The following is a 17,667-nucleotide window of genomic DNA, read 5'->3' as shown; positions in this document are numbered from 1 at the left end:
TATAAAAGGAACCCCCATGTCCAGTTTGATCAACAGCGCCATGAGTGGCCTCAGCGCGGCACAGGCTGCGTTGAATACCGCCAGTAATAACATTTCAAGCTACAACGTGGCGGGATACACCCGTCAGACCACGGTGCTGAGCGCCTCAAACAGCACCCTGACAGGCGGCGGTTGGGTTGGCAACGGCGTGTATGTCTCCGGGGTACAGCGCGAATATGATTCATTCATTACCAACCAGCTGCGCGCCGCGCAGAACCAAAGCAGCGCCCTGACCACCCGCTACCAGCAGATGTCCAAAATTGACGACGTTCTGTCCGGCAGCACAAACAGCCTGGCGTCGACGCTGCAGGACTTCTTCAGCAGCCTGCAGACCCTGGTGAGCAACGCCGAAGATCCGGCGGCGCGTCAGACCGTACTGGGTAAGGCCGCGGGCCTGGTGAACCAGTTCAAGGTGAACGATCAGTATCTGCGCGATCAGGATAAGCAGATCAACATTGCTATCGGCACCAGCGTGGATCAGATCAATAACTACGCGAAGCAGATTGCGAACCTCAACGACCAGATCTCCCGTTTGACCGGCGTGGGTGCAGGGGCTTCCCCGAACAACCTGCTCGATCAGCGTGACCAGCTGGTGAGCGAGCTGAACCAGATCGTGGGCGTTGACGTCTCGGTCCAGGATGGCGGCACCTATAACGTCTCCTTCGGTAACGGCTACAACCTGGTCCAGGGCAGCACCTCTAACCAGCTGGCAGCCGTGAAGTCCAGCGCCGACCCGTCCCGTACCACAGTGGCGTTTGTGGATGGCACCTCTGGCCCGGTCGAGATCCCGGAAAAGCTGCTGACCAGCGGCTCACTGGGCGGGATGTTAACCTTCCGTACCGAAGAGCTGGACACTGCGCGCAACACTCTTAACCAGCTGGCGCTCTCCTTTGCAAACTCGATGAACAGTCAGCATGCAAAGGGCTTTGACGCAGAAGGCGAGGCCGGCGAGAAATTATTTGATATCGGTGCTCCGGCGGTGCTGGCTAACAGCAAAAATAGCGGTTCGGCTTCCGTCAACGCGACGATCAACGTTGCAGACAGCGCTAAGGTACAGGCCACCGACTACAAGATGGAGTTTGATGGCTCCAACTGGCAGATCACCCGTCTCTCCGATAAAACCACGGTCACCGCTACCAACGACGGCAACGGTAACTTGTCCTTCGATGGGCTGACGGTCAACGTATCGGGCGCGGCGAATAAAAAAGACAGCTTTATCGTTAAGCCTGTCGCCAATGCCATCGTGAATATGGATCTGGCGATCAAAGATGAGTCGAAGCTGGCTCTCGCCTCTGATGCAGCCGGCGGTGAAAGTGATAACCGCAATGGTCAGGCGCTGCTGGATCTGCAGAAAACCAAAGTGGTGGGCGGCAACAAAACCTTTAACGATGCCTATGCCTCACTGGTCAGTACCGTCGGCAGCAAAACCGCGACGCTGAAAACCAGTAGCGCTACCCAGGCAAACGTGGCGACGCAGCTGAGCAACCAGCAGCAGTCGATCTCCGGGGTTAATCTCGACGAAGAGTACGGCAACCTGCAGCGTTTCCAGCAGTACTACCTGGCCAATGCCCAGGTGCTGCAAACCGCCAGTACGCTCTTTGACGCGTTAATTAATATTCGCTAAGGCCGAGGTCAACGATGCGTATTAGCACCCAGATGATGTATCAGCAGAACATGCGTGGGATCACCGATTCCCAGAGCAAGTGGCTGAGTTACGGTGAGCAGATGTCCACCGGTAAACGTGTTAACCGTCCTTCGGACGATCCGATCGCGGCCTCGCAGGCCGTGGTGTTGTCCCAAGCGCAGTCGGAGAACAGCCAGTTCAAGCTGGCCCGCTCTTTTGCCACCCAGAAAGCCTCACTTGAAGATAGCGTATTGAGTCAGGTGACGACGGCCATCGCTTCCGTACAGGAAAAAATGGTTTATGCGGGTAACGCTACGCTGAGTGACGATGACCGTATGTCCCTTGCCGCTGACCTGAAAGGCATCCGCGATCAGCTTATGAACCTGGCTAACTCGACCGATGGCAATGGCCGTTCTATTTTCGCCGGGTATAAAACTGAAGCTCCCGCTTTTGACGCGGAGACAGGTGAATATCTTGGCGGAGATGAGCCGATTTATCAGCAGGTGGATTCCGCCAGAACCATGATGATCAGCCATACCGGTAAGCAGGTATTTGAAAGCATTACCAGTAATGCCGACGAAGTTCCGGGTGGCGGCTTTGGGCAAACCAATCTTTTCAAAACGCTCGATACGGCTATCGCTGCACTGAAAACACCGGTGGATGATGACGCCACCGCAGCGCAAGCCCTGACTGACGCCCTGACGACTGCAGGTGTCAGCATCAAAAACACACAGAACAACATTTTGACCGTAGTTGCTGATGTGGGTACCAAGTTAAAAGAGCTGGATAATTTAGATTCACTGGGCGAAGACCGTACGTTAAGTCAGACCCAGCAGATGAGCGATCTCATTGACGTTGACTGGAACGCAGCGATTTCGTCTTACACCATGCAGCAGGCTGCGCTTCAGGCTTCCTACAAAGCGTTCAGCGATATGCAGGGTATGTCTCTGTTCCAGCTCAACAGATAACCGTCTTGACCTTTGGACATGACTTGAAACTGGTTATGTTCTGTGCCCAATCCGTTTGCGCGGATTGGGCTTTTTTTTTCAGGAATTCTGCATCACTGAGGCGCTGGTGCGGGCGCTCTCTGCCAGACGAATGGCCAGGGCGATGGCTGCGGTCACCGTTGCCAGGGCAACCACACCCGGCCAGCCAGCCATCGTATACAGCTGACTACCCAGCGCCGACCCCAGCGCCATCCCGATAAACACGCCGGTAAAGAGCAGGGCGTTCAGACGACCACGTGCCTTCGGCTCGAGGCCATAAACCAGATTCTGGTGGGCAACCAGGCTTGACTGCAGGCCGAGATCAAATCCGACGGCAGAGACCGCGATCAGGATCAGCTGGCCGTGTACGCCAAGAGCGGGCATCAGGAACATCAGGGCGAAGGAGACGGTCACCAGCGCGGCACCCAGTTGGGTGACTTTACCGGCGCCCAGTTTATCAGCCAGGCCACCTGCGAGCGGCGCTGCCAGGGCACCTGCGGCACCGGCAATCCCGTATCCCCCCGCAACCGCACTGCCCAACTGATAGTGTTCCATCAGCATCACTGCCAGCGTAGACCAGAAGGCGCTGAAGGCAATAGAGAGGAAGCCCTGCGCCAGAGCGGCCCGACGCAGCGCCGGATAACGACGCCACAGGTGCACCACTGAGCGCATCAAATCTGGATAACGCAGGTTTGAATGCACCGCGAAACGGGGCAGAATCAGCCACATCACGGCGGCAAGAATGGCAATGCTGCCCGCCGCCAGTTGATACATCACGCGCCAGCCAAAGGCTTCACCCACGACGCCGCTCACCGTACGGGAGAGCAGGATCCCCAGCAACAGGCCAGTCATGACCGTTCCGACGGTTTTCCCCTGTTTGCCTTCCGGGGCCAGAATCGCCGCCGCCGGAACGATATCCTGCGCCATGGTGGCCGCCATCCCAATCAGCAGGCTGACCAACAGCAGCGAGTGAATCTGCCCTGTCAGGCTACAGGCCAGCAGCAATCCCGCCAGCGCAATGCTTTTTACCACTATCAGGGTGCGACGGTCATAGCGATCGCCCAGTGGCAGAAGGAAAAGGATACCCAGCGCATAGCCTGCCTGGGTCAGTGTTGGCACCATCCCCATCCCTTCAATGCTGAGATGCAGATCGGTGCCCATCAGCGGCAGCAGCGGTTGGGCATAATAGATGGACGCGACGCTGAATCCTGCGCCGATGGCAAGGATAAAAATGACCCAACGGCTGACGGCTGGGGTTAAGGTGCTGGTGTTCATATGCAGTTCCTCATTTCGGGTGTGTCGCTATTCTTTACCAGCCCGGCTTGCGGTGGTAGCAGGCGCAGTGTTAAAACACTTATACGTGTAACGTATAACCGGATAAATCATGAAACGCTCAGAGCGTATAGACAGGGTCGAACTGATGCGAACCTTCGTGCGCATCATCGAAACAGGCTCCCTTTCCGCTGCTGCCGTACAGATGGCCACCACCCAGGCCACCGTGAGCCGTCGCCTGCAATCGCTGGAGACGCTGCTTGGGGTGCGCCTGATCCTGCGCACCACGCATGCCATGAAGCTGACCGATGATGGGGAACGCTGCTACCAGCACGCCCGGCGGGTAATCGACAGCTGGCATGCGCTTGAGGACGACGTCGGGCAGACGGAAGATGAACCCGTGGGCGTGCTTCGCGTCCGTGCCCCTCATGCCTTCGGGCAAGAGCAATTGCTGGAACCGTTAACGGCGTTTCTGCTGCGCTATCCGCGGTTGAATGTGGAGTGGATGCTCAACGACCGCTCGGCCGATTTCCTGAGTGACAATATTGACTGCGCCATCCGTGTGGGAGCGGAGATCGACCCCGCCACGGTATCGGTGTTGCTTGCCGAGGTTCCGCGCAGTGTCGTTGCCTCGCCCGGGTTGCTCGCTGGCCATGCGCCTGTTGAGAAGCCAGAAGATCTCTCTGCGCTGCCCTGGGTGGCACTCAATACGTTTTATCGTGAGCACGTGGAGCTGTTCCGCGCGGGCACCCCGCAATCGCTGCGGGTGGCTATCTCTCCACGGTTGAGTACGGACAGCCTGTACGTGGCGCGTAAAAGCGCATTAACCGGGTTGGGGGTGGCGGTGGTATCAAGCTGGACGGTAGAAGCTGACATTCGTGAGGGCAGGCTGGTGCACCTGGTGCCCGACTGGCAGCCAGCCGCGTTGCCGGTTCATCTGGTTTATCCGTGGTCACGCTATTATCCGGCACGCCTTCGTCGCTTTCTGGAGATGATGCGAGAGGTGATGCCTGAAATCGCCGGTATGCGCAGGCCAGAACAGAAGCAATAAAAAAGCCGACCCGAAGGTCGGCTTTTGCGCTTAAGCGGGCTTATTCAGCCGGCTGTGGACGCGTGGCAGGCGCGGTCGCCTGGTGCGTTGCGCTGTGACCACCTGCTGAACCTTTACCCTCGAAATCAAACGCCGGGCGTACCCAGTCGCTGTGACGCGGGGCTTCAGGCACATATTCCGGGGCTGGCGCGCGGGTCATTGGCGCAGTGGCGTGGTGAACACCCTCGTTAACCTGAGCAACGGGCGCTGGTGCTGGTTTCACTTCCGGCGCTTTCACTTCAGCGACTTCAGGTTTCTCTTCAGCAACAGGTTCAACAGCAATCTCAACTTCAGGTTGAACTTGCGTTTCCACTTCCACTTCTACAACTGGCTGTGGCTCCACGGCTTCCGCGGTAATTTCAACCGGCTCGGCAGCCTTAACGTCTTCCACTACCTGCTCTGCGACAACCACATCTTCAGGGGCGATGATCTGCGGCTGTTCAGTAACAGGCGCGGCAATCACTTCCGGGTGTGACGTTTCCACTTCAGCAGTCTGTGGCTGTGGCTCAGGGATAACAACTGCCGCAGCCTCGGTGATAACCTCATCAACCACTGGCGCGACTGGGGCAACCGCTTCGGCCGTCACGTTCTGCTCGTCAAACTGCTGCTCCTGAGGACGTGCAACCGGATAACGGATCCAGGCTTTGCCGGAGGCCATTTCTGGTGACGCACAGGCGATTGCCAGCGGCATTGGCGACTGCAGCGGATAACGCTCGTCACGATAACGGCGACGACGCTGACCGCTCACGCGCAGATGACGCGGGGAGCGACGTGAGCGACGCGGCATACCCGCATTGTCACGGCCTTCGGTGGTCTCTTCCTGTTCAGGGGCATTTTCGATGACCGCAGGCAGGTCGACTTTTGCCAGTTCGGTGCTCTGAACGGGTTCAACCTGTGGCGCTACCGCTTCAACAGCTGCTTCGTCGGTCTGAGACTCGAAACGGACTTTCTGGCTCAGCTGACGCTGCTTACGGCGTGGCATGACCTGAACACGCTCTTCCTGATCCGCATCCTGCACGGTCTCTTCTTCGCGATTCAGCGCTTTAACTTCCTGCTGCGCCTGGCGCTTGTCATCATTACGACGGCGGTTGCGCTCGCGGCGTGGCTGCTGCTCATCACGCGATCTGCTCTTTTCAGACTCCTCGCCGGCCGGCTGGCGAATTTCACGATCTTCCGCGTTCTGCTGCGGCTTCTCACGGCGGTTGCGACGGTTATCGTCACGTCCTTCGCGGCGTTCACGACCCTCACGGCCTTCACGGTTATCGCGATTGTCACGGCTTTCATTGCCTTCACGGCCTTCGTTGTTGTCTGAACGGTTATCGCGACGCTCGTTGCGGTCACGGCGGTTGTTCTGACGTTTACGACGATCCGGTGAACGCTCCTGTTTCTCTTCTTTCTTCTCAACCGGCGCCGGGGCAGGTTGTGGCTCTTCGCCAGCAAACATTTTCTTCAGGGCACTGAAGAAACGGCTCAGCAGGCCAGGCTGCGCTGCCGGTTGGCTGACGTCTGCCGCAGGTTTAGCTGCTGCTGGTTTGGCAACGGTGCTCTCCTGCGCAGGCGCAGGTGGGGCTTCTGGCATCACAAAGGCCGCCAGAGCAGGCTGTTCTGGAAGTTTACGCTCGGCGTACTCTTCTTCGGACGGCAGAGCCATCGCCTCTTCATGCAGCTTAGGCAGCATGTAGCTCAGGGTTGAAGTCTCTTCGCCTTTGCGCACGCGCAGCACGGAGTAGTGCGGGGTTTGCATCTGGTCGTTAGGCACGATCACGCAGCGTACGCCGCTCAGACGGGCTTCGATAGCACTTACCGCGGCACGTTTTTCGTTCAGCAGGTAGGAGGCGACCGGCACAGGCACAATGGCGTGGACTTCTTTGGTGTTCTCTTTCAGCGCTTCTTCTTCAATCAGACGCAGGATAGAGAGTGACAGAGATTCGTTGTCACGCACGGTGCCGGTGCCGCTACAGCGTGGGCAGACGTGGTGGCTGGATTCACCCAGCGACGGACTCAGGCGCTGACGGGACATCTCCAGCAGACCGAAACGGGAGATATGGCTGATCTGAATACGCGCACGATCCTGACGCACCGCTTCACGCAGACGGTTTTCCACCGCGCGCTGGTGACGTACTGGCGTCATGTCGATGAAGTCGATAACGATCAGACCGCCCAGGTCGCGCAGACGCAGCTGACGCGCAATCTCATCTGCCGCTTCGAGGTTGGTGTTGAACGCCGTCTCTTCGATATCGCCGCCGCGGGTTGCACGTGCGGAGTTGATGTCGATGGCGGTCAGCGCCTCGGTGCTGTCGATAACGATAGAACCGCCGGATGGCAGACGGACTTCACGCTGGAAGGCGGATTCAATCTGCGATTCGATCTGGTAGTGGCTGAACAGCGGGATTTCACCGGTGTACAGTTTGATTTTGCTGGTGAAATCAGGACGACCCAGCGCGGCAATGTGCTGGCGAGCCAGCTCAAGCACTTTCGGGTTATCAATCAGAATTTCACCGATGTCCTGACGCAGATAGTCACGGAAGGCACGTACGATAACGTTGCTTTCCTGGTGGATCAGGAACGGGGCAGGGCGGCTTTCAGCGGCTTTCTGAATCGCTTCCCAATGCTTCAGGCGGAAGCCGAGGTCCCACTGCAGCGCTTCGGCAGATTTGCCTACGCCTGCGGTACGAACAATCAGGCCCATGCCGTCTGGCAGTTCAAGACTGGCCAGCGCTTCTTTCAGTTCGGTACGGTCGTCGCCTTCAATGCGGCGAGAGATGCCACCCGCGCGCGGGTTGTTTGGCATCAGTACCAGATAGCTGCCTGCCAGACTGATAAAGGTGGTCAGCGCGGCGCCTTTGTTGCCACGCTCTTCTTTATCGATCTGAACGATAACTTCCTGGCCTTCACGCAGGACATCTTTGATGTTCGGACGGCCATGGGCGTTATAGTTAGAAGGGAAGTATTCGCGAGCAATCTCTTTTAGGGGGAGGAAACCATGACGCTCGGCACCGTAGTCTACAAATGCGGCTTCAAGGCTGGGTTCGATGCGGGTGATTTTGCCTTTGTAAATGTTCGCTTTTTTCTGTTCGTGTCCAGGACTTTCGATATCCAGATCGTACAGACGCTGCCCATCCACAAGGGCGACACGCAACTCTTCTTGCTGAGTTGCGTTGATTAACATTCTTTTCATCGTAACTTACTCATTATTCTTACATTGACGACTAAGCTGCGGGCAAGGTGACGCTTTCCGGGGTATGAACCGATGGCCTCGTGTCTATTCACGTCGCCAACCTCACGGTTGTCGCTCGCTTAAGAGGCGCAAAGTGTCGGTTGCCTATATTTCATACGGAAATACAGCGCGATTATCAGGGGAATAGCCTGGGTAAAACTCTCCAGAGAAGATTCCATTTACCGGTAAGTACTGCAACCCGCAGCCCGCTAACTGTCTGAAAGATCAATACGTCTTACGCCATTGCTGCGTGGATGATCGGTCAGACAAAATTGGTCATTCCGTCGACATCCTTACTTAACCAGGATTTAACACGGAAAACAGCAGCATTATTCCATTGCTAACCGGGTTATAGCAAGATGACTTTTGCCAATTATCACCCGGTTACTCACAGTTTTTTCACTTCCTTCGCAGGATTGGTTTAATAACCACCAAATCGATTGCGTGAACGAAACACTGACCGGGTAGAGCTAAATATAAGCATAGAAAAATGAGTGGCGCTAATGGCTGACGATAATTAGAATCGCCCCCCATGAAAACAGAGACTCCAGCCGTAAAAATGGTTGCCATTACCGAAGATGAAGCGGGGCAACGCATTGACAACTTTTTGCGCACCCAACTGAAGGGTGTGCCAAAGAGCATGATTTATCGCATCCTGCGTAAGGGTGAGGTGCGCGTGAATAAAAAGCGCATCAAACCGGAATATAAACTTGAAGCGGGTGATGAAGTTCGCATCCCGCCTGTGCGCGTAGCCGAGCGGGAAGAGGAGGCGGTGTCGCCGCATCTGAACAAAGTCGCCGCGCTGACGAATGTGATTCTGTATGAAGACGATCATATTCTGGTGCTCAATAAGCCCTCTGGCACGGCCGTCCACGGCGGCAGTGGGTTGAGCTTTGGCGTGATTGAAGGTCTCCGTGCGCTGCGCCCAGAAGCCCGCTTCCTTGAACTGGTTCATCGTCTTGATCGCGACACCTCCGGCGTGCTGCTGGTCGCGAAAAAACGGTCGGCGCTGCGTTCGCTGCACGAGCAGCTGCGTGAGAAAGGAATGCAGAAGGATTACCTCGCGCTGGTGCGCGGACAGTGGCAGTCCCATGTCAAAGTGGTGCAGGCGCCGCTGTTGAAAAACATTCTGCAAAGCGGTGAGCGTATCGTTCGTGTGAGTCAGGAAGGCAAACCGTCGGAAACCCGGTTCAAGGTGGAAGAGCGTTATGAATTTGCCACCCTCGTGCGCTGCAGCCCGGTGACCGGGCGTACCCACCAGATCCGCGTTCATACGCAGCATGCGGGCCATCCTATCGCCTTTGACGATCGCTATGGCGACCGTGAATTTGATAAACAGCTGGCCGGGACGGGTTTATCGCGTCTGTTCCTGCATGCCGCCGCGTTAAAGTTTACCCATCCGGGTACTGGCGAGGTGATGCGAGTCGAAGCGCCGCTGGATGATCAGCTGAAGCGCTGCCTGAGCATTCTGCGCGGTTAATTGCCGGGGCGCTGCGCTTAGCTGGCCTACAAAGCGTAGGTCCGTGCAAGCGTAGCGCCGCAGGGCGAGGCCGATGGCTACGCCATCAACGGGTTGTAATTCTCCCGACGCAGCATCTGGCACAGCGCAATCAGCGGTAATCCCACCAGCGCGTTCGGGTCTCGCCCGTCCAGTCTCTCAAACAAAGCAATACCCAGTCCCTCACTTTTAAAACTGCCCGCGCAATTTAATGGCCGCTCTTTTCGGACGTAGTCGTCAATTTCTTGTTCGCTGAGATGGCGGAAGTGAACGTCAAACGGCTCGCATTCCGTCTGTAAATGGCCCGTAGACGAATTATAAAGTGCCAGGCCGGTGTAGAAGGTGACAATACTGCCGCGCGCTTTCAGCAGTTGCTGGCGGGCATTCTCTTCGGTGTGTGGTTTGCCGGTAATTATTCCATCCAGGACGCAAACCTGATCGGAACCTATAATTAAATGATCGGGGAATCGCGCTGCCAGACTTTTCGCTTTTTCCTGAGCCAGACGGACCACCAGATGGCGTGGCGATTCACCGGGTTGTGGGCTTTCATCCACGTTCGGCGCGGCGCATTCGAAGGTAACTCCGAGCTTTTCCAGCAACACGCGGCGGTAAGGTGATGTGGAGGCAAGAATGAGATTTGGCATATTTTTTTCACCAGATATAGCGTATCGATGCCAGCCATTTTAAACTACAGGCCGCAATGTGTGCGAATAAATGGCAAAAGGCAGCCTGAGGTTGCCTTTTTCTTTGACTCTATGACGTTACAAAGTTAATATGCGCGCCCTATGCAAAAGGTAAAATTACCCCTGACTCTTGATCCGGTTCGTACGGCTCAAAAACGCCTCGATTACGAAGGTATTTATACTCGTGACCAGGCTGAGCGTATCGCCGAATCCGTAGTCAGTGTGGACAGTGATGTGGAATGCTCCATGTCGTTTGAGATCGATCCCCAGCGCCTTGCCGTTATTACCGGTGATGCAAAGGTGTCGGTCACGCTCGAATGTCAGCGTTGCGGGAAACCGTTCCCACTTCATGTTCACACAACATATTGTTTTAGTCCGGTTCGTTCAGACGAACAGGCTGAAGCACTCCCGGAAGCGTATGAGCCGATTGAGGTTAACGAATTCGGTGAAATCGATCTGCTGGCGCTGGTTGAAGATGAAATCATCCTCACCTTGCCTGTAGTTCCGGTGCATGATTCTGAACACTGTGAAGTGTCCGAGGCGGACATGGTCTTTGGGGAACTGCCTGATGAAGCGCAAAAACCAAACCCATTTGCCGTATTAGCCAGTTTAAAGCGTAAGTAATTAAGGAGTAAGGTCCATGGCCGTACAACAGAATAAACCAACCCGTTCCAAACGTGGCATGCGTCGTTCCCATGACGCGCTGACTGCAGTTACCAGCCTGTCTGTAGATAAGACTTCTGGTGAAAAACACCTGCGTCACCACATCACCGCTGACGGTTTCTACCGCGGCCGCAAGGTTATCACTAAGTAATCACGCGTTTGCGTGATTAGGCTTAGTGAGGGTTTCCCCGTGAAAACGGGGATATACCGAACCAGGCTGCGACGATACCTTGACACGTCTAACCCTGGCGTTAGATGTCATGGGGGGAGATTTTGGCCCTTCCGTGACAGTGCCTGCAGCATTGCAGGCACTGAACTCTAATTCGCAACTCACTCTCCTTTTAGTCGGCAATCCCGACGCTATCACGCCATTACTTGCAAAAGCTGACTTTGAACAACGTTCACGTCTGCAGATTATTCCTGCCCAGTCAGTTATTGCCAGTGATGTTCGAGCCTCACAGGCGATCCGCAGCAGTCGCGGAAGCTCCATGCGCATTGCGCTGGAGCTGGTGAAAGAGGGCCGTGCCGAGGCGTGCGTTAGTGCCGGTAATACCGGCGCGCTGATGGGGCTGGCAAAATTACTGCTCAAACCTCTTGAGGGGATTGAGCGCCCGGCGCTGGTGACGGTATTGCCGCACCAGCAAAAGGGCAAAACGGTGGTGCTGGATTTAGGCGCTAACGTTGACTGCGACAGCGTGATGCTGGCGCAGTTTGCCGTAATGGGCTCGGTGTTGGCAGAGGAAGTGGTAGGGATTTCTCATCCCCGCGTTGCTCTGCTGAATATTGGTGAAGAAGAGACGAAAGGTCTCGACAGCATCCGTGAGGCGGCCGAGCGGCTAAAAAATGAGCCGTCCATCAACTATATTGGATATCTCGAAGCCAACGAATTATTGACCGGAAAAACGGATGTACTGGTGTGTGACGGGTTTACAGGAAACGTTACATTAAAAACCATGGAAGGGGTGGTGAGGATGTTTCTTTCTCTGCTTAAATCGCAGGGAGAGGGGAAAAAACGGTCATGGTGGCTGATTTTATTGAAGCGTTGGTTACAAAAGAGCCTGGCGCGGCGATTCAGTCACCTCAACCCCGACCAGTATAATGGCGCCTGTCTGTTAGGATTGCGCGGCATTGTGATTAAGAGTCACGGTGCGGCCAATCAGCGAGCGTTTGCCGTCGCGATTGAACAGGCAGTGCAGGCGGTGCAGCGACAAGTCCCACAGCGGATTGCCGCTCGCCTGGGATCTGTATTAGCAAAAAGTGACTGAGCGTACATGTATACGAAGATTTTAGGTACCGGCAGCTATCTGCCAAAACAAGTGCGAACCAACGCCGATCTGGAAAAAATGGTAGATACGTCTGACGAGTGGATCGTCACGCGTACAGGTATCCGCGAACGTCGTATTGCCGCGCCAGATGAAACAGTTTCCACCATGGGCTATGAAGCCGCACAGCGTGCGCTGGAAATGGCGGGTGTCGATAAAGACGACATCGGCCTGATTATCGTTGCGACAACTTCTGCAACGCATGCCTTCCCGAGCGCAGCGTGCCAGATTCAGAGCATGCTGGAGATCAAAGGTTGCCCGGCGTTCGACGTTGCCGCTGCGTGCGCAGGCTTTACCTATGCGCTGAGCATTGCCGATCAATATGTAAAATCTGGCGCGGTGAAAAATGCGCTGGTGATCGGTGCTGACGTGCTGGCGCGCACCTGCGATCCAACCGATCGCGGGACGATCATTATTTTTGGTGATGGCGCAGGGGCTGTCCTGTTAGGACAATCTGAAGAACCCGGCATCATCTCCACGCATCTGCATGCTGACGGTAGCTACGGCGAACTGTTAACGTTGCCAAACGCCGATCGTGTTAACCCGGACAACGCCATCTATCTGACCATGGCCGGTAACGAAGTGTTCAAAGTGGCGGTCACAGAGCTGGCGCACATCGTTGACGAGACGCTGGCAGCGAACAATCTGGAGCGTTCCGCCCTTGACTGGTTGGTGCCGCATCAGGCGAACCTGCGCATTATTAGCGCCACGGCGAAGAAACTCGGCATGTCTATGGATAACGTTGTGGTGACGCTGGATCGTCATGGCAATACGTCTGCAGCATCCGTGCCCTGCGCGTTTGACGAAGCGGTGCGCGATGGACGCATTCAACGAGGCCAACTGGTCTTGCTCGAAGCCTTCGGTGGCGGTTTCACCTGGGGTTCTGCGCTGGTTCGTTTCTAGTATAAGGATAAAAAAATGACGCAATTTGCTTTTGTGTTCCCCGGCCAGGGTTCTCAGGCCGTTGGAATGTTGTCCGGCTTAGCGGAGCAGTATCCAGTCATCGAAGCGACCTTCCGTGAAGCGTCGGATGCACTGGGCTATGATCTTTGGGCGCTGACCCAGCAAGGGCCAGCCGAAGAGCTGAATAAAACCTGGCAGACCCAGCCTGCACTGCTGACCGCATCGGTCGCACTGTGGCGCGTATGGCAACAGCAGGGCGGCAAAACGCCAGCACTGCTGGCCGGTCACAGCCTGGGTGAATACTCTGCGCTGGTTTGCGCCGGGGTGATTGCGTTTGCTGATGCCGTGCGTCTGGTTGAGCTGCGCGGTAAATTCATGCAGGAAGCGGTGCCGGAAGGTACGGGCGGCATGTCAGCCATTATTGGTCTGGATGATGCTTCCATTGCAAAAGCCTGTGAAGAATCTGCAGAAGGTCAGGTGGTTTCTCCGGTAAACTTCAACTCGCCGGGCCAGGTGGTTATCGCCGGTCATAAAGAAGCGGTTGAACGTGCAGGCGCAGCCTGTAAAGCTGCGGGCGCCAAACGTGCGCTGCCGCTGCCGGTGAGCGTACCGTCACACTGCGCGCTGATGAAGCCTGCTGCTGAGAAGCTGGCGGTAGAGCTGGAAAAAATCACCTTTAACGCGCCAACCATTGCGGTGGTAAACAACGTTGATGTGCAGTGCGAAACCGCGCCAGAGGCCATTCGCCATGCGCTGGTTCGCCAGCTGTACAGCCCGGTTCAGTGGACCAAAACCGTTGAGTTTATGGCGTCCCAGGGCGTTGAGCACCTGTATGAAGTCGGTCCGGGTAAAGTTCTCACCGGTCTGACCAAGCGTATTGTTGATACCCTGACTGCCTCGGCTATTAATGAGCCGGAAGCCCTGTCAGCGGCACTCACGCAGTAAGAAGAGGAATACCATGAGTTTTGAAGGAAAAATCGCACTGGTCACTGGTGCAAGCCGCGGTATTGGCCGTGCTATCGCTGAAACCCTCGTCGCGCGCGGCGCGAAAGTTATCGGCACCGCGACCAGCGAAAGCGGCGCGCAGGCGATCAGTGAGTACCTGGGTGCGAACGGTAAAGGTTTGATGTTGAATGTGACCGATCCTGCATCTATCGAATCTGTTCTGGGAAATATTCGCGCAGAATTTGGCGAAGTGGATATTCTGGTCAATAATGCCGGAATCACTCGCGACAACTTATTGATGCGAATGAAAGATGATGAGTGGAGCGATATTCTCGAAACCAACCTGTCATCTGTGTTCCGTCTGTCAAAAGCGGTAATGCGAGCTATGATGAAGAAGCGTCATGGGCGTATTATCACTATCGGTTCTGTGGTTGGTACCATGGGAAATGCTGGTCAGGCTAATTACGCTGCGGCGAAAGCAGGTCTGATCGGTTTCAGTAAGTCTCTGGCACGCGAAGTTGCGTCCCGCGGAATTACTGTAAACGTTGTTGCTCCGGGCTTTATTGAAACGGACATGACGCGTGCGCTGACCGATGAGCAGCGTGCGGGTACGCTGGCGGCAGTTCCAGCGGGTCGTTTAGGCGACCCTAAAGAAATCGCCAGCGCGGTTGCATTTTTAGCCTCTGACGAAGCGAGTTACATCACTGGTGAAACTCTCCACGTCAATGGCGGGATGTATATGGTTTAATCACGATAGAAAATATTTGCGTTATTAGGGTCAATGGCCTCAAAATAACGTAAAATCGTGGTAAGACCTGCCGGGATTTAGTTGCAAATTTTTCAACATTTTATACACTACGAAAACCATCGCGAAAGCGAGTTTTGATAGGAAATTTAAGAGTATGAGCACTATCGAAGAACGCGTTAAGAAAATTATCGGCGAACAGCTGGGCGTTAAGCAGGAAGAAGTTGTGAACTCCGCTTCCTTCGTTGAAGACCTGGGCGCAGATTCTCTTGACACCGTTGAGCTGGTAATGGCTCTGGAAGAAGAGTTTGATACTGAGATTCCGGACGAAGAAGCTGAGAAAATCACCACCGTTCAGGCTGCCATTGATTACATCAACGGTCACCAGGCGTAAGTGAGCATCTCCAGGCGGTCATTCGACCGCCTGTGTTTTTTCTTTTGTAGTCCCTCGTTTTTCTTTTTTTTATCCCTCCCTGGAGGACAAGCGTGTCTAAGCGTCGTGTAGTTGTGACCGGACTTGGCATGTTATCTCCTGTCGGCAATACCGTAGAGTCTACCTGGAACGCTCTCCTTGCCGGTCAGAGTGGCATTAGCCTAATCGACCATTTCGATACTAGCGCCTATGCAACGAAATTTGCTGGCTTAGTAAAGGATTTTAACTGTGAAGAGATCATCTCGCGCAAAGAACAGCGCAAGATGGACGCCTTCATTCAATATGGAATTGTCGCTGGCGTTCAGGCCATGCAGGATTCTGGCCTTGAAATTACGGAAGAGAACGCAACCCGTATCGGTGCCGCTATCGGCTCCGGGATTGGCGGTCTTGGCCTGATTGAGGAAAACCATACCTCTCTGGTAAATGGTGGTCCACGTAAAATCAGCCCGTTCTTCGTTCCGTCAACGATTGTTAACATGGTGGCAGGTCATCTGACCATCATGTTTGGCCTGCGTGGTCCTAGCATCTCGATTGCCACTGCCTGTACGTCCGGTGTGCATAACATCGGCCAGGCGGCGCGTATCATCGCTTATGGCGATGCCGATGCGATGGTTGCAGGCGGCGCAGAAAAAGCCAGTACCCCGCTGGGTGTGGGCGGTTTTGGCGCTGCACGTGCCCTGTCTACCCGCAACGATAACCCGCAGGCGGCAAGCCGTCCGTGGGATAAAGACCGTGATGGTTTTGTGCTGGGTGACGGTGCGGGTATGGTCGTGCTGGAAGAGTACGAACACGCCAAAAAACGCGGCGCAAAAATCTATGCAGAAGTCGTTGGTTTCGGCATGAGCAGCGACGCTTATCACATGACCTCTCCGCCGGAAGACGGGGCAGGTGCTGCGCTGGCAATGGTTAACGCGATCCGCGATGCGGGTATCGAACCGGGCCAGATTGGCTATGTGAATGCGCACGGTACCTCCACGCCAGCAGGCGACAAAGCTGAAGCGCAGGCCGTTAAGTCTGTGTTTGGCGATGCGTCCCGCCGCGTGATGGTCAGCTCAACCAAGTCCATGACCGGCCACCTGTTGGGTGCGGCGGGTGCAGTAGAATCAATCTACTCCATCCTTGCGCTGCGCGATCAGGCTGTTCCGCCAACCATCAACCTGGATAACCCGGATGACGGTTGCGATCTGGACTTCGTTCCGCACGAAGCGCGTCAGGTCAGCGGTCTGGAGTACACCCTGTGTAACTCCTTCGGCTTTGGCGGCACCAACGGTTCTCTGATCTTTAAGAAGGTCTGAGGCTGACAGCCGGGGCGGCCGATCGCCTTCCCGGCAAATTGATAAAAAAGGTCCGCTTGTCGGGCCTTTTTTATTCGGTTTTATTCCCTTGTCCACGGCCCTCCTTCCTGCCAGACTATTCGCCCATTCAAAAGGAGCCATCATGTTCTTGATCAATGGCATACCACAGGAAACATTGCCCGCGAGCGACAGGGCTATACAGTTTGGTGACGGCTGCTTCACGACGGCACGCATTGCTGCGGGCCAGGTCTGTCTGCTGGATGCCCATCTGCAGCGCTTGCAAATGGCCTGTGAAAAACTGCTTATCCCTTTCGTTGCGTGGGCAGAATTACAGCGTGAGATGGTAGAGCTTGCGCGGGGAAACGAGCGTGGCGTGCTGAAGGTCATTATCAGCCGGGGAAGCGGCGGCAGAGGCTACAGCGCGGCGAACTGCCTGCATCCCGTCCGAATCCTCTCGGTGTCGGGGTATCCCGCCCATTATGATGGCTGGCGTCGCGAGGGCATAACGCTTGAGTTAAGCCCGGTGCGGCTGGGACGTAACCCACATCTTGCCGGTGTTAAGCACCTGAACCGGCTTGAACAGGTGCTGATCCGCACCCATCTTGAACAGACCGATGCGGATGAGGCCTTGGTTCTTGACAGTGAAGGGGTCGTTACGGAATGCTGTGCGGCAAATTTATTCTGGCGTAACGGGAAAGATGTTTTTACCCCCCGGCTGGACCAGGCAGGCGTTAACGGCCTGATGCGCCAGTTTTGTCTGCAACAGCTGGCACACTCCGGTTATCGCGTTGTCGAAATACACGCCCGGGAGGCTGTACTGGCTGAGGCCGACGAAATGGTGGTCTGCAATGCGTTGATGCCCGTCGTGCCGGTTCGCCAGTATGGTTCTCAACGTTTTTCATCGCGTGAGTTGTACGCTTTTTTAGCCTCTCAGTGTGAGCAAATCAGATAG

General features: G+C 55.5%; 16 protein-coding genes. 13 read left to right on the top strand and 3 right to left on the bottom strand.

Annotated elements, in window-relative coordinates; all coding sequences use genetic code 11:
- Positions 1-16: 16 nt before the first annotated feature.
- Positions 17-1,663 carry a flagellar hook-associated protein FlgK gene (flgK, locus tag ABIE02_RS02770; protein WP_059308272.1) on the top strand — a complete coding sequence of 549 codons (1,647 nt, stop codon included), beginning with the start codon at positions 17-19 and terminating at the stop codon, positions 1,661-1,663.
- A gap of 14 nt (positions 1,664-1,677) precedes the next feature.
- A complete protein-coding gene (flgL, locus tag ABIE02_RS02765; protein WP_059308271.1) occupies positions 1,678-2,631 on the top strand; it encodes a flagellar hook-associated protein FlgL in 954 nt (317 codons plus the stop codon).
- Between the two features lie 78 nt (positions 2,632-2,709).
- Here flgL and ABIE02_RS02760 read toward each other — a convergent pair whose 3' ends face one another.
- Positions 2,710-3,924: an MFS transporter gene (locus tag ABIE02_RS02760; RefSeq protein WP_032617542.1), complete on the bottom strand. Its 1,215-nt coding sequence runs from the start codon at positions 3,922-3,924 to the stop codon at positions 2,710-2,712.
- Positions 3,925-4,033: 109 nt separating this feature from the next.
- Here ABIE02_RS02760 and ABIE02_RS02755 point away from each other — a divergent pair, with 109 nt between their 5' ends.
- Positions 4,034-4,972: a LysR family transcriptional regulator gene (locus ABIE02_RS02755; RefSeq protein ID WP_059308270.1), complete on the top strand. Its 939-nt coding sequence runs from the start codon at positions 4,034-4,036 to the stop codon at positions 4,970-4,972.
- A 40-nt stretch (positions 4,973-5,012) separates the two neighbouring features.
- Here the strand turns inward: ABIE02_RS02755 and rne are convergent, their stop codons facing one another.
- Entirely contained in the window at positions 5,013-8,189 is a 3,177-nt protein-coding gene (gene rne / locus ABIE02_RS02750) for a ribonuclease E (RefSeq protein ID WP_059308269.1), read from the bottom strand.
- Between the two features lie 571 nt (positions 8,190-8,760).
- On the opposite strand from rne, the gene rluC reads away from it, so the two are divergent.
- A complete protein-coding gene (gene rluC / locus ABIE02_RS02745) occupies positions 8,761-9,708 on the top strand; it encodes a 23S rRNA pseudouridine(955/2504/2580) synthase RluC (RefSeq protein WP_059308268.1) in 948 nt (315 codons plus the stop codon).
- Between the two features lie 77 nt (positions 9,709-9,785).
- On the opposite strand, the gene ABIE02_RS02740 is transcribed toward rluC, so the two are convergent.
- A complete protein-coding gene (locus ABIE02_RS02740; RefSeq protein ID WP_032617546.1) occupies positions 9,786-10,370 on the bottom strand; it encodes a Maf family protein in 585 nt (194 codons plus the stop codon).
- Between the two features lie 141 nt (positions 10,371-10,511).
- Between ABIE02_RS02740 and yceD the strand changes: the two genes are divergently transcribed.
- The 9 genes from yceD (at position 10,512) to pabC (ending at position 17,667) form a co-directional block, all read left to right on the top strand.
- A complete protein-coding gene (gene yceD / locus ABIE02_RS02735; protein ID WP_032617547.1) occupies positions 10,512-11,033 on the top strand; it encodes a 23S rRNA accumulation protein YceD in 522 nt (173 codons plus the stop codon).
- Positions 11,034-11,049: 16 nt separating this feature from the next.
- Positions 11,050-11,223, top strand: a complete 174-nt coding sequence (gene rpmF, locus ABIE02_RS02730; RefSeq protein ID WP_003857964.1) for a 50S ribosomal protein L32 — start codon at positions 11,050-11,052, stop codon at positions 11,221-11,223.
- Positions 11,224-11,302: 79 nt separating this feature from the next.
- The gene (gene plsX, locus ABIE02_RS02725) at positions 11,303-12,337 is read left to right on the top strand and encodes a phosphate acyltransferase PlsX (protein WP_071886466.1); all 1,035 of its coding nucleotides are present in this window, start codon (positions 11,303-11,305) and stop codon (positions 12,335-12,337) included.
- Positions 12,338-12,343: 6 nt separating this feature from the next.
- Entirely contained in the window at positions 12,344-13,297 is a 954-nt protein-coding gene (locus ABIE02_RS02720) for a beta-ketoacyl-ACP synthase III (protein ID WP_032617550.1), read from the top strand.
- A 15-nt stretch (positions 13,298-13,312) separates the two neighbouring features.
- Positions 13,313-14,242, top strand: coding sequence for an ACP S-malonyltransferase (fabD, locus tag ABIE02_RS02715; protein WP_032617551.1), 930 nt, complete (start codon positions 13,313-13,315; stop codon positions 14,240-14,242).
- A gap of 13 nt (positions 14,243-14,255) precedes the next feature.
- Positions 14,256-14,990: a 3-oxoacyl-ACP reductase FabG gene (fabG, locus tag ABIE02_RS02710; RefSeq protein WP_032617552.1), complete on the top strand. Its 735-nt coding sequence runs from the start codon at positions 14,256-14,258 to the stop codon at positions 14,988-14,990.
- Positions 14,991-15,144: 154 nt separating this feature from the next.
- Positions 15,145-15,381 carry an acyl carrier protein gene (acpP, locus tag ABIE02_RS02705; protein ID WP_003857954.1) on the top strand — a complete coding sequence of 79 codons (237 nt, stop codon included), beginning with the start codon at positions 15,145-15,147 and terminating at the stop codon, positions 15,379-15,381.
- Between the two features lie 92 nt (positions 15,382-15,473).
- Positions 15,474-16,715, top strand: a complete 1,242-nt coding sequence (gene fabF, locus ABIE02_RS02700) for a beta-ketoacyl-ACP synthase II (RefSeq protein ID WP_130589025.1) — start codon at positions 15,474-15,476, stop codon at positions 16,713-16,715.
- A 142-nt stretch (positions 16,716-16,857) separates the two neighbouring features.
- On the top strand, positions 16,858-17,667 hold the full coding sequence (pabC, locus tag ABIE02_RS02695; RefSeq protein WP_336994753.1) for an aminodeoxychorismate lyase: 810 nt from the start codon (positions 16,858-16,860) through the stop codon (positions 17,665-17,667).

The sequence above is a fragment of the Leclercia sp. 1548 genome (assembly GCF_050435045.1).
GTDB lineage: Bacteria > Pseudomonadota > Gammaproteobacteria > Enterobacterales > Enterobacteriaceae > Enterobacter > Enterobacter adecarboxylatus.
This window is presented reverse-complemented; position numbering and strand designations above follow the sequence as displayed.

Bases quoted from the DNA above. Each gene is read 5' to 3' on its own strand.
- flgK (WP_059308272.1), top strand. From the start codon at position 17: ATGTCCAGTTTGATCAACAGCGCCATGAGTGGCCTCAGCGCGGCACAG.
- flgL (WP_059308271.1), top strand. From the start codon at position 1,678: ATGCGTATTAGCACCCAGATGATGTATCAGCAGAACATGCGTGGGATC.
- ABIE02_RS02760 (WP_032617542.1), bottom strand. From the start codon at position 3,924: ATGAACACCAGCACCTTAACCCCAGCCGTCAGCCGTTGGGTCATTTTT.
- ABIE02_RS02755 (WP_059308270.1), top strand. From the start codon at position 4,034: ATGAAACGCTCAGAGCGTATAGACAGGGTCGAACTGATGCGAACCTTC.
- rne (WP_059308269.1), bottom strand. From the start codon at position 8,189: ATGAAAAGAATGTTAATCAACGCAACTCAGCAAGAAGAGTTGCGTGTC.
- rluC (WP_059308268.1), top strand. From the start codon at position 8,761: ATGAAAACAGAGACTCCAGCCGTAAAAATGGTTGCCATTACCGAAGAT.
- ABIE02_RS02740 (WP_032617546.1), bottom strand. From the start codon at position 10,370: ATGCCAAATCTCATTCTTGCCTCCACATCACCTTACCGCCGCGTGTTG.
- yceD (WP_032617547.1), top strand. From the start codon at position 10,512: ATGCAAAAGGTAAAATTACCCCTGACTCTTGATCCGGTTCGTACGGCT.
- rpmF (WP_003857964.1), top strand. From the start codon at position 11,050: ATGGCCGTACAACAGAATAAACCAACCCGTTCCAAACGTGGCATGCGT.
- ABIE02_RS02720 (WP_032617550.1), top strand. From the start codon at position 12,344: ATGTATACGAAGATTTTAGGTACCGGCAGCTATCTGCCAAAACAAGTG.
- fabD (WP_032617551.1), top strand. From the start codon at position 13,313: ATGACGCAATTTGCTTTTGTGTTCCCCGGCCAGGGTTCTCAGGCCGTT.
- fabG (WP_032617552.1), top strand. From the start codon at position 14,256: ATGAGTTTTGAAGGAAAAATCGCACTGGTCACTGGTGCAAGCCGCGGT.
- acpP (WP_003857954.1), top strand. From the start codon at position 15,145: ATGAGCACTATCGAAGAACGCGTTAAGAAAATTATCGGCGAACAGCTG.
- pabC (WP_336994753.1), top strand. From the start codon at position 16,858: ATGTTCTTGATCAATGGCATACCACAGGAAACATTGCCCGCGAGCGAC.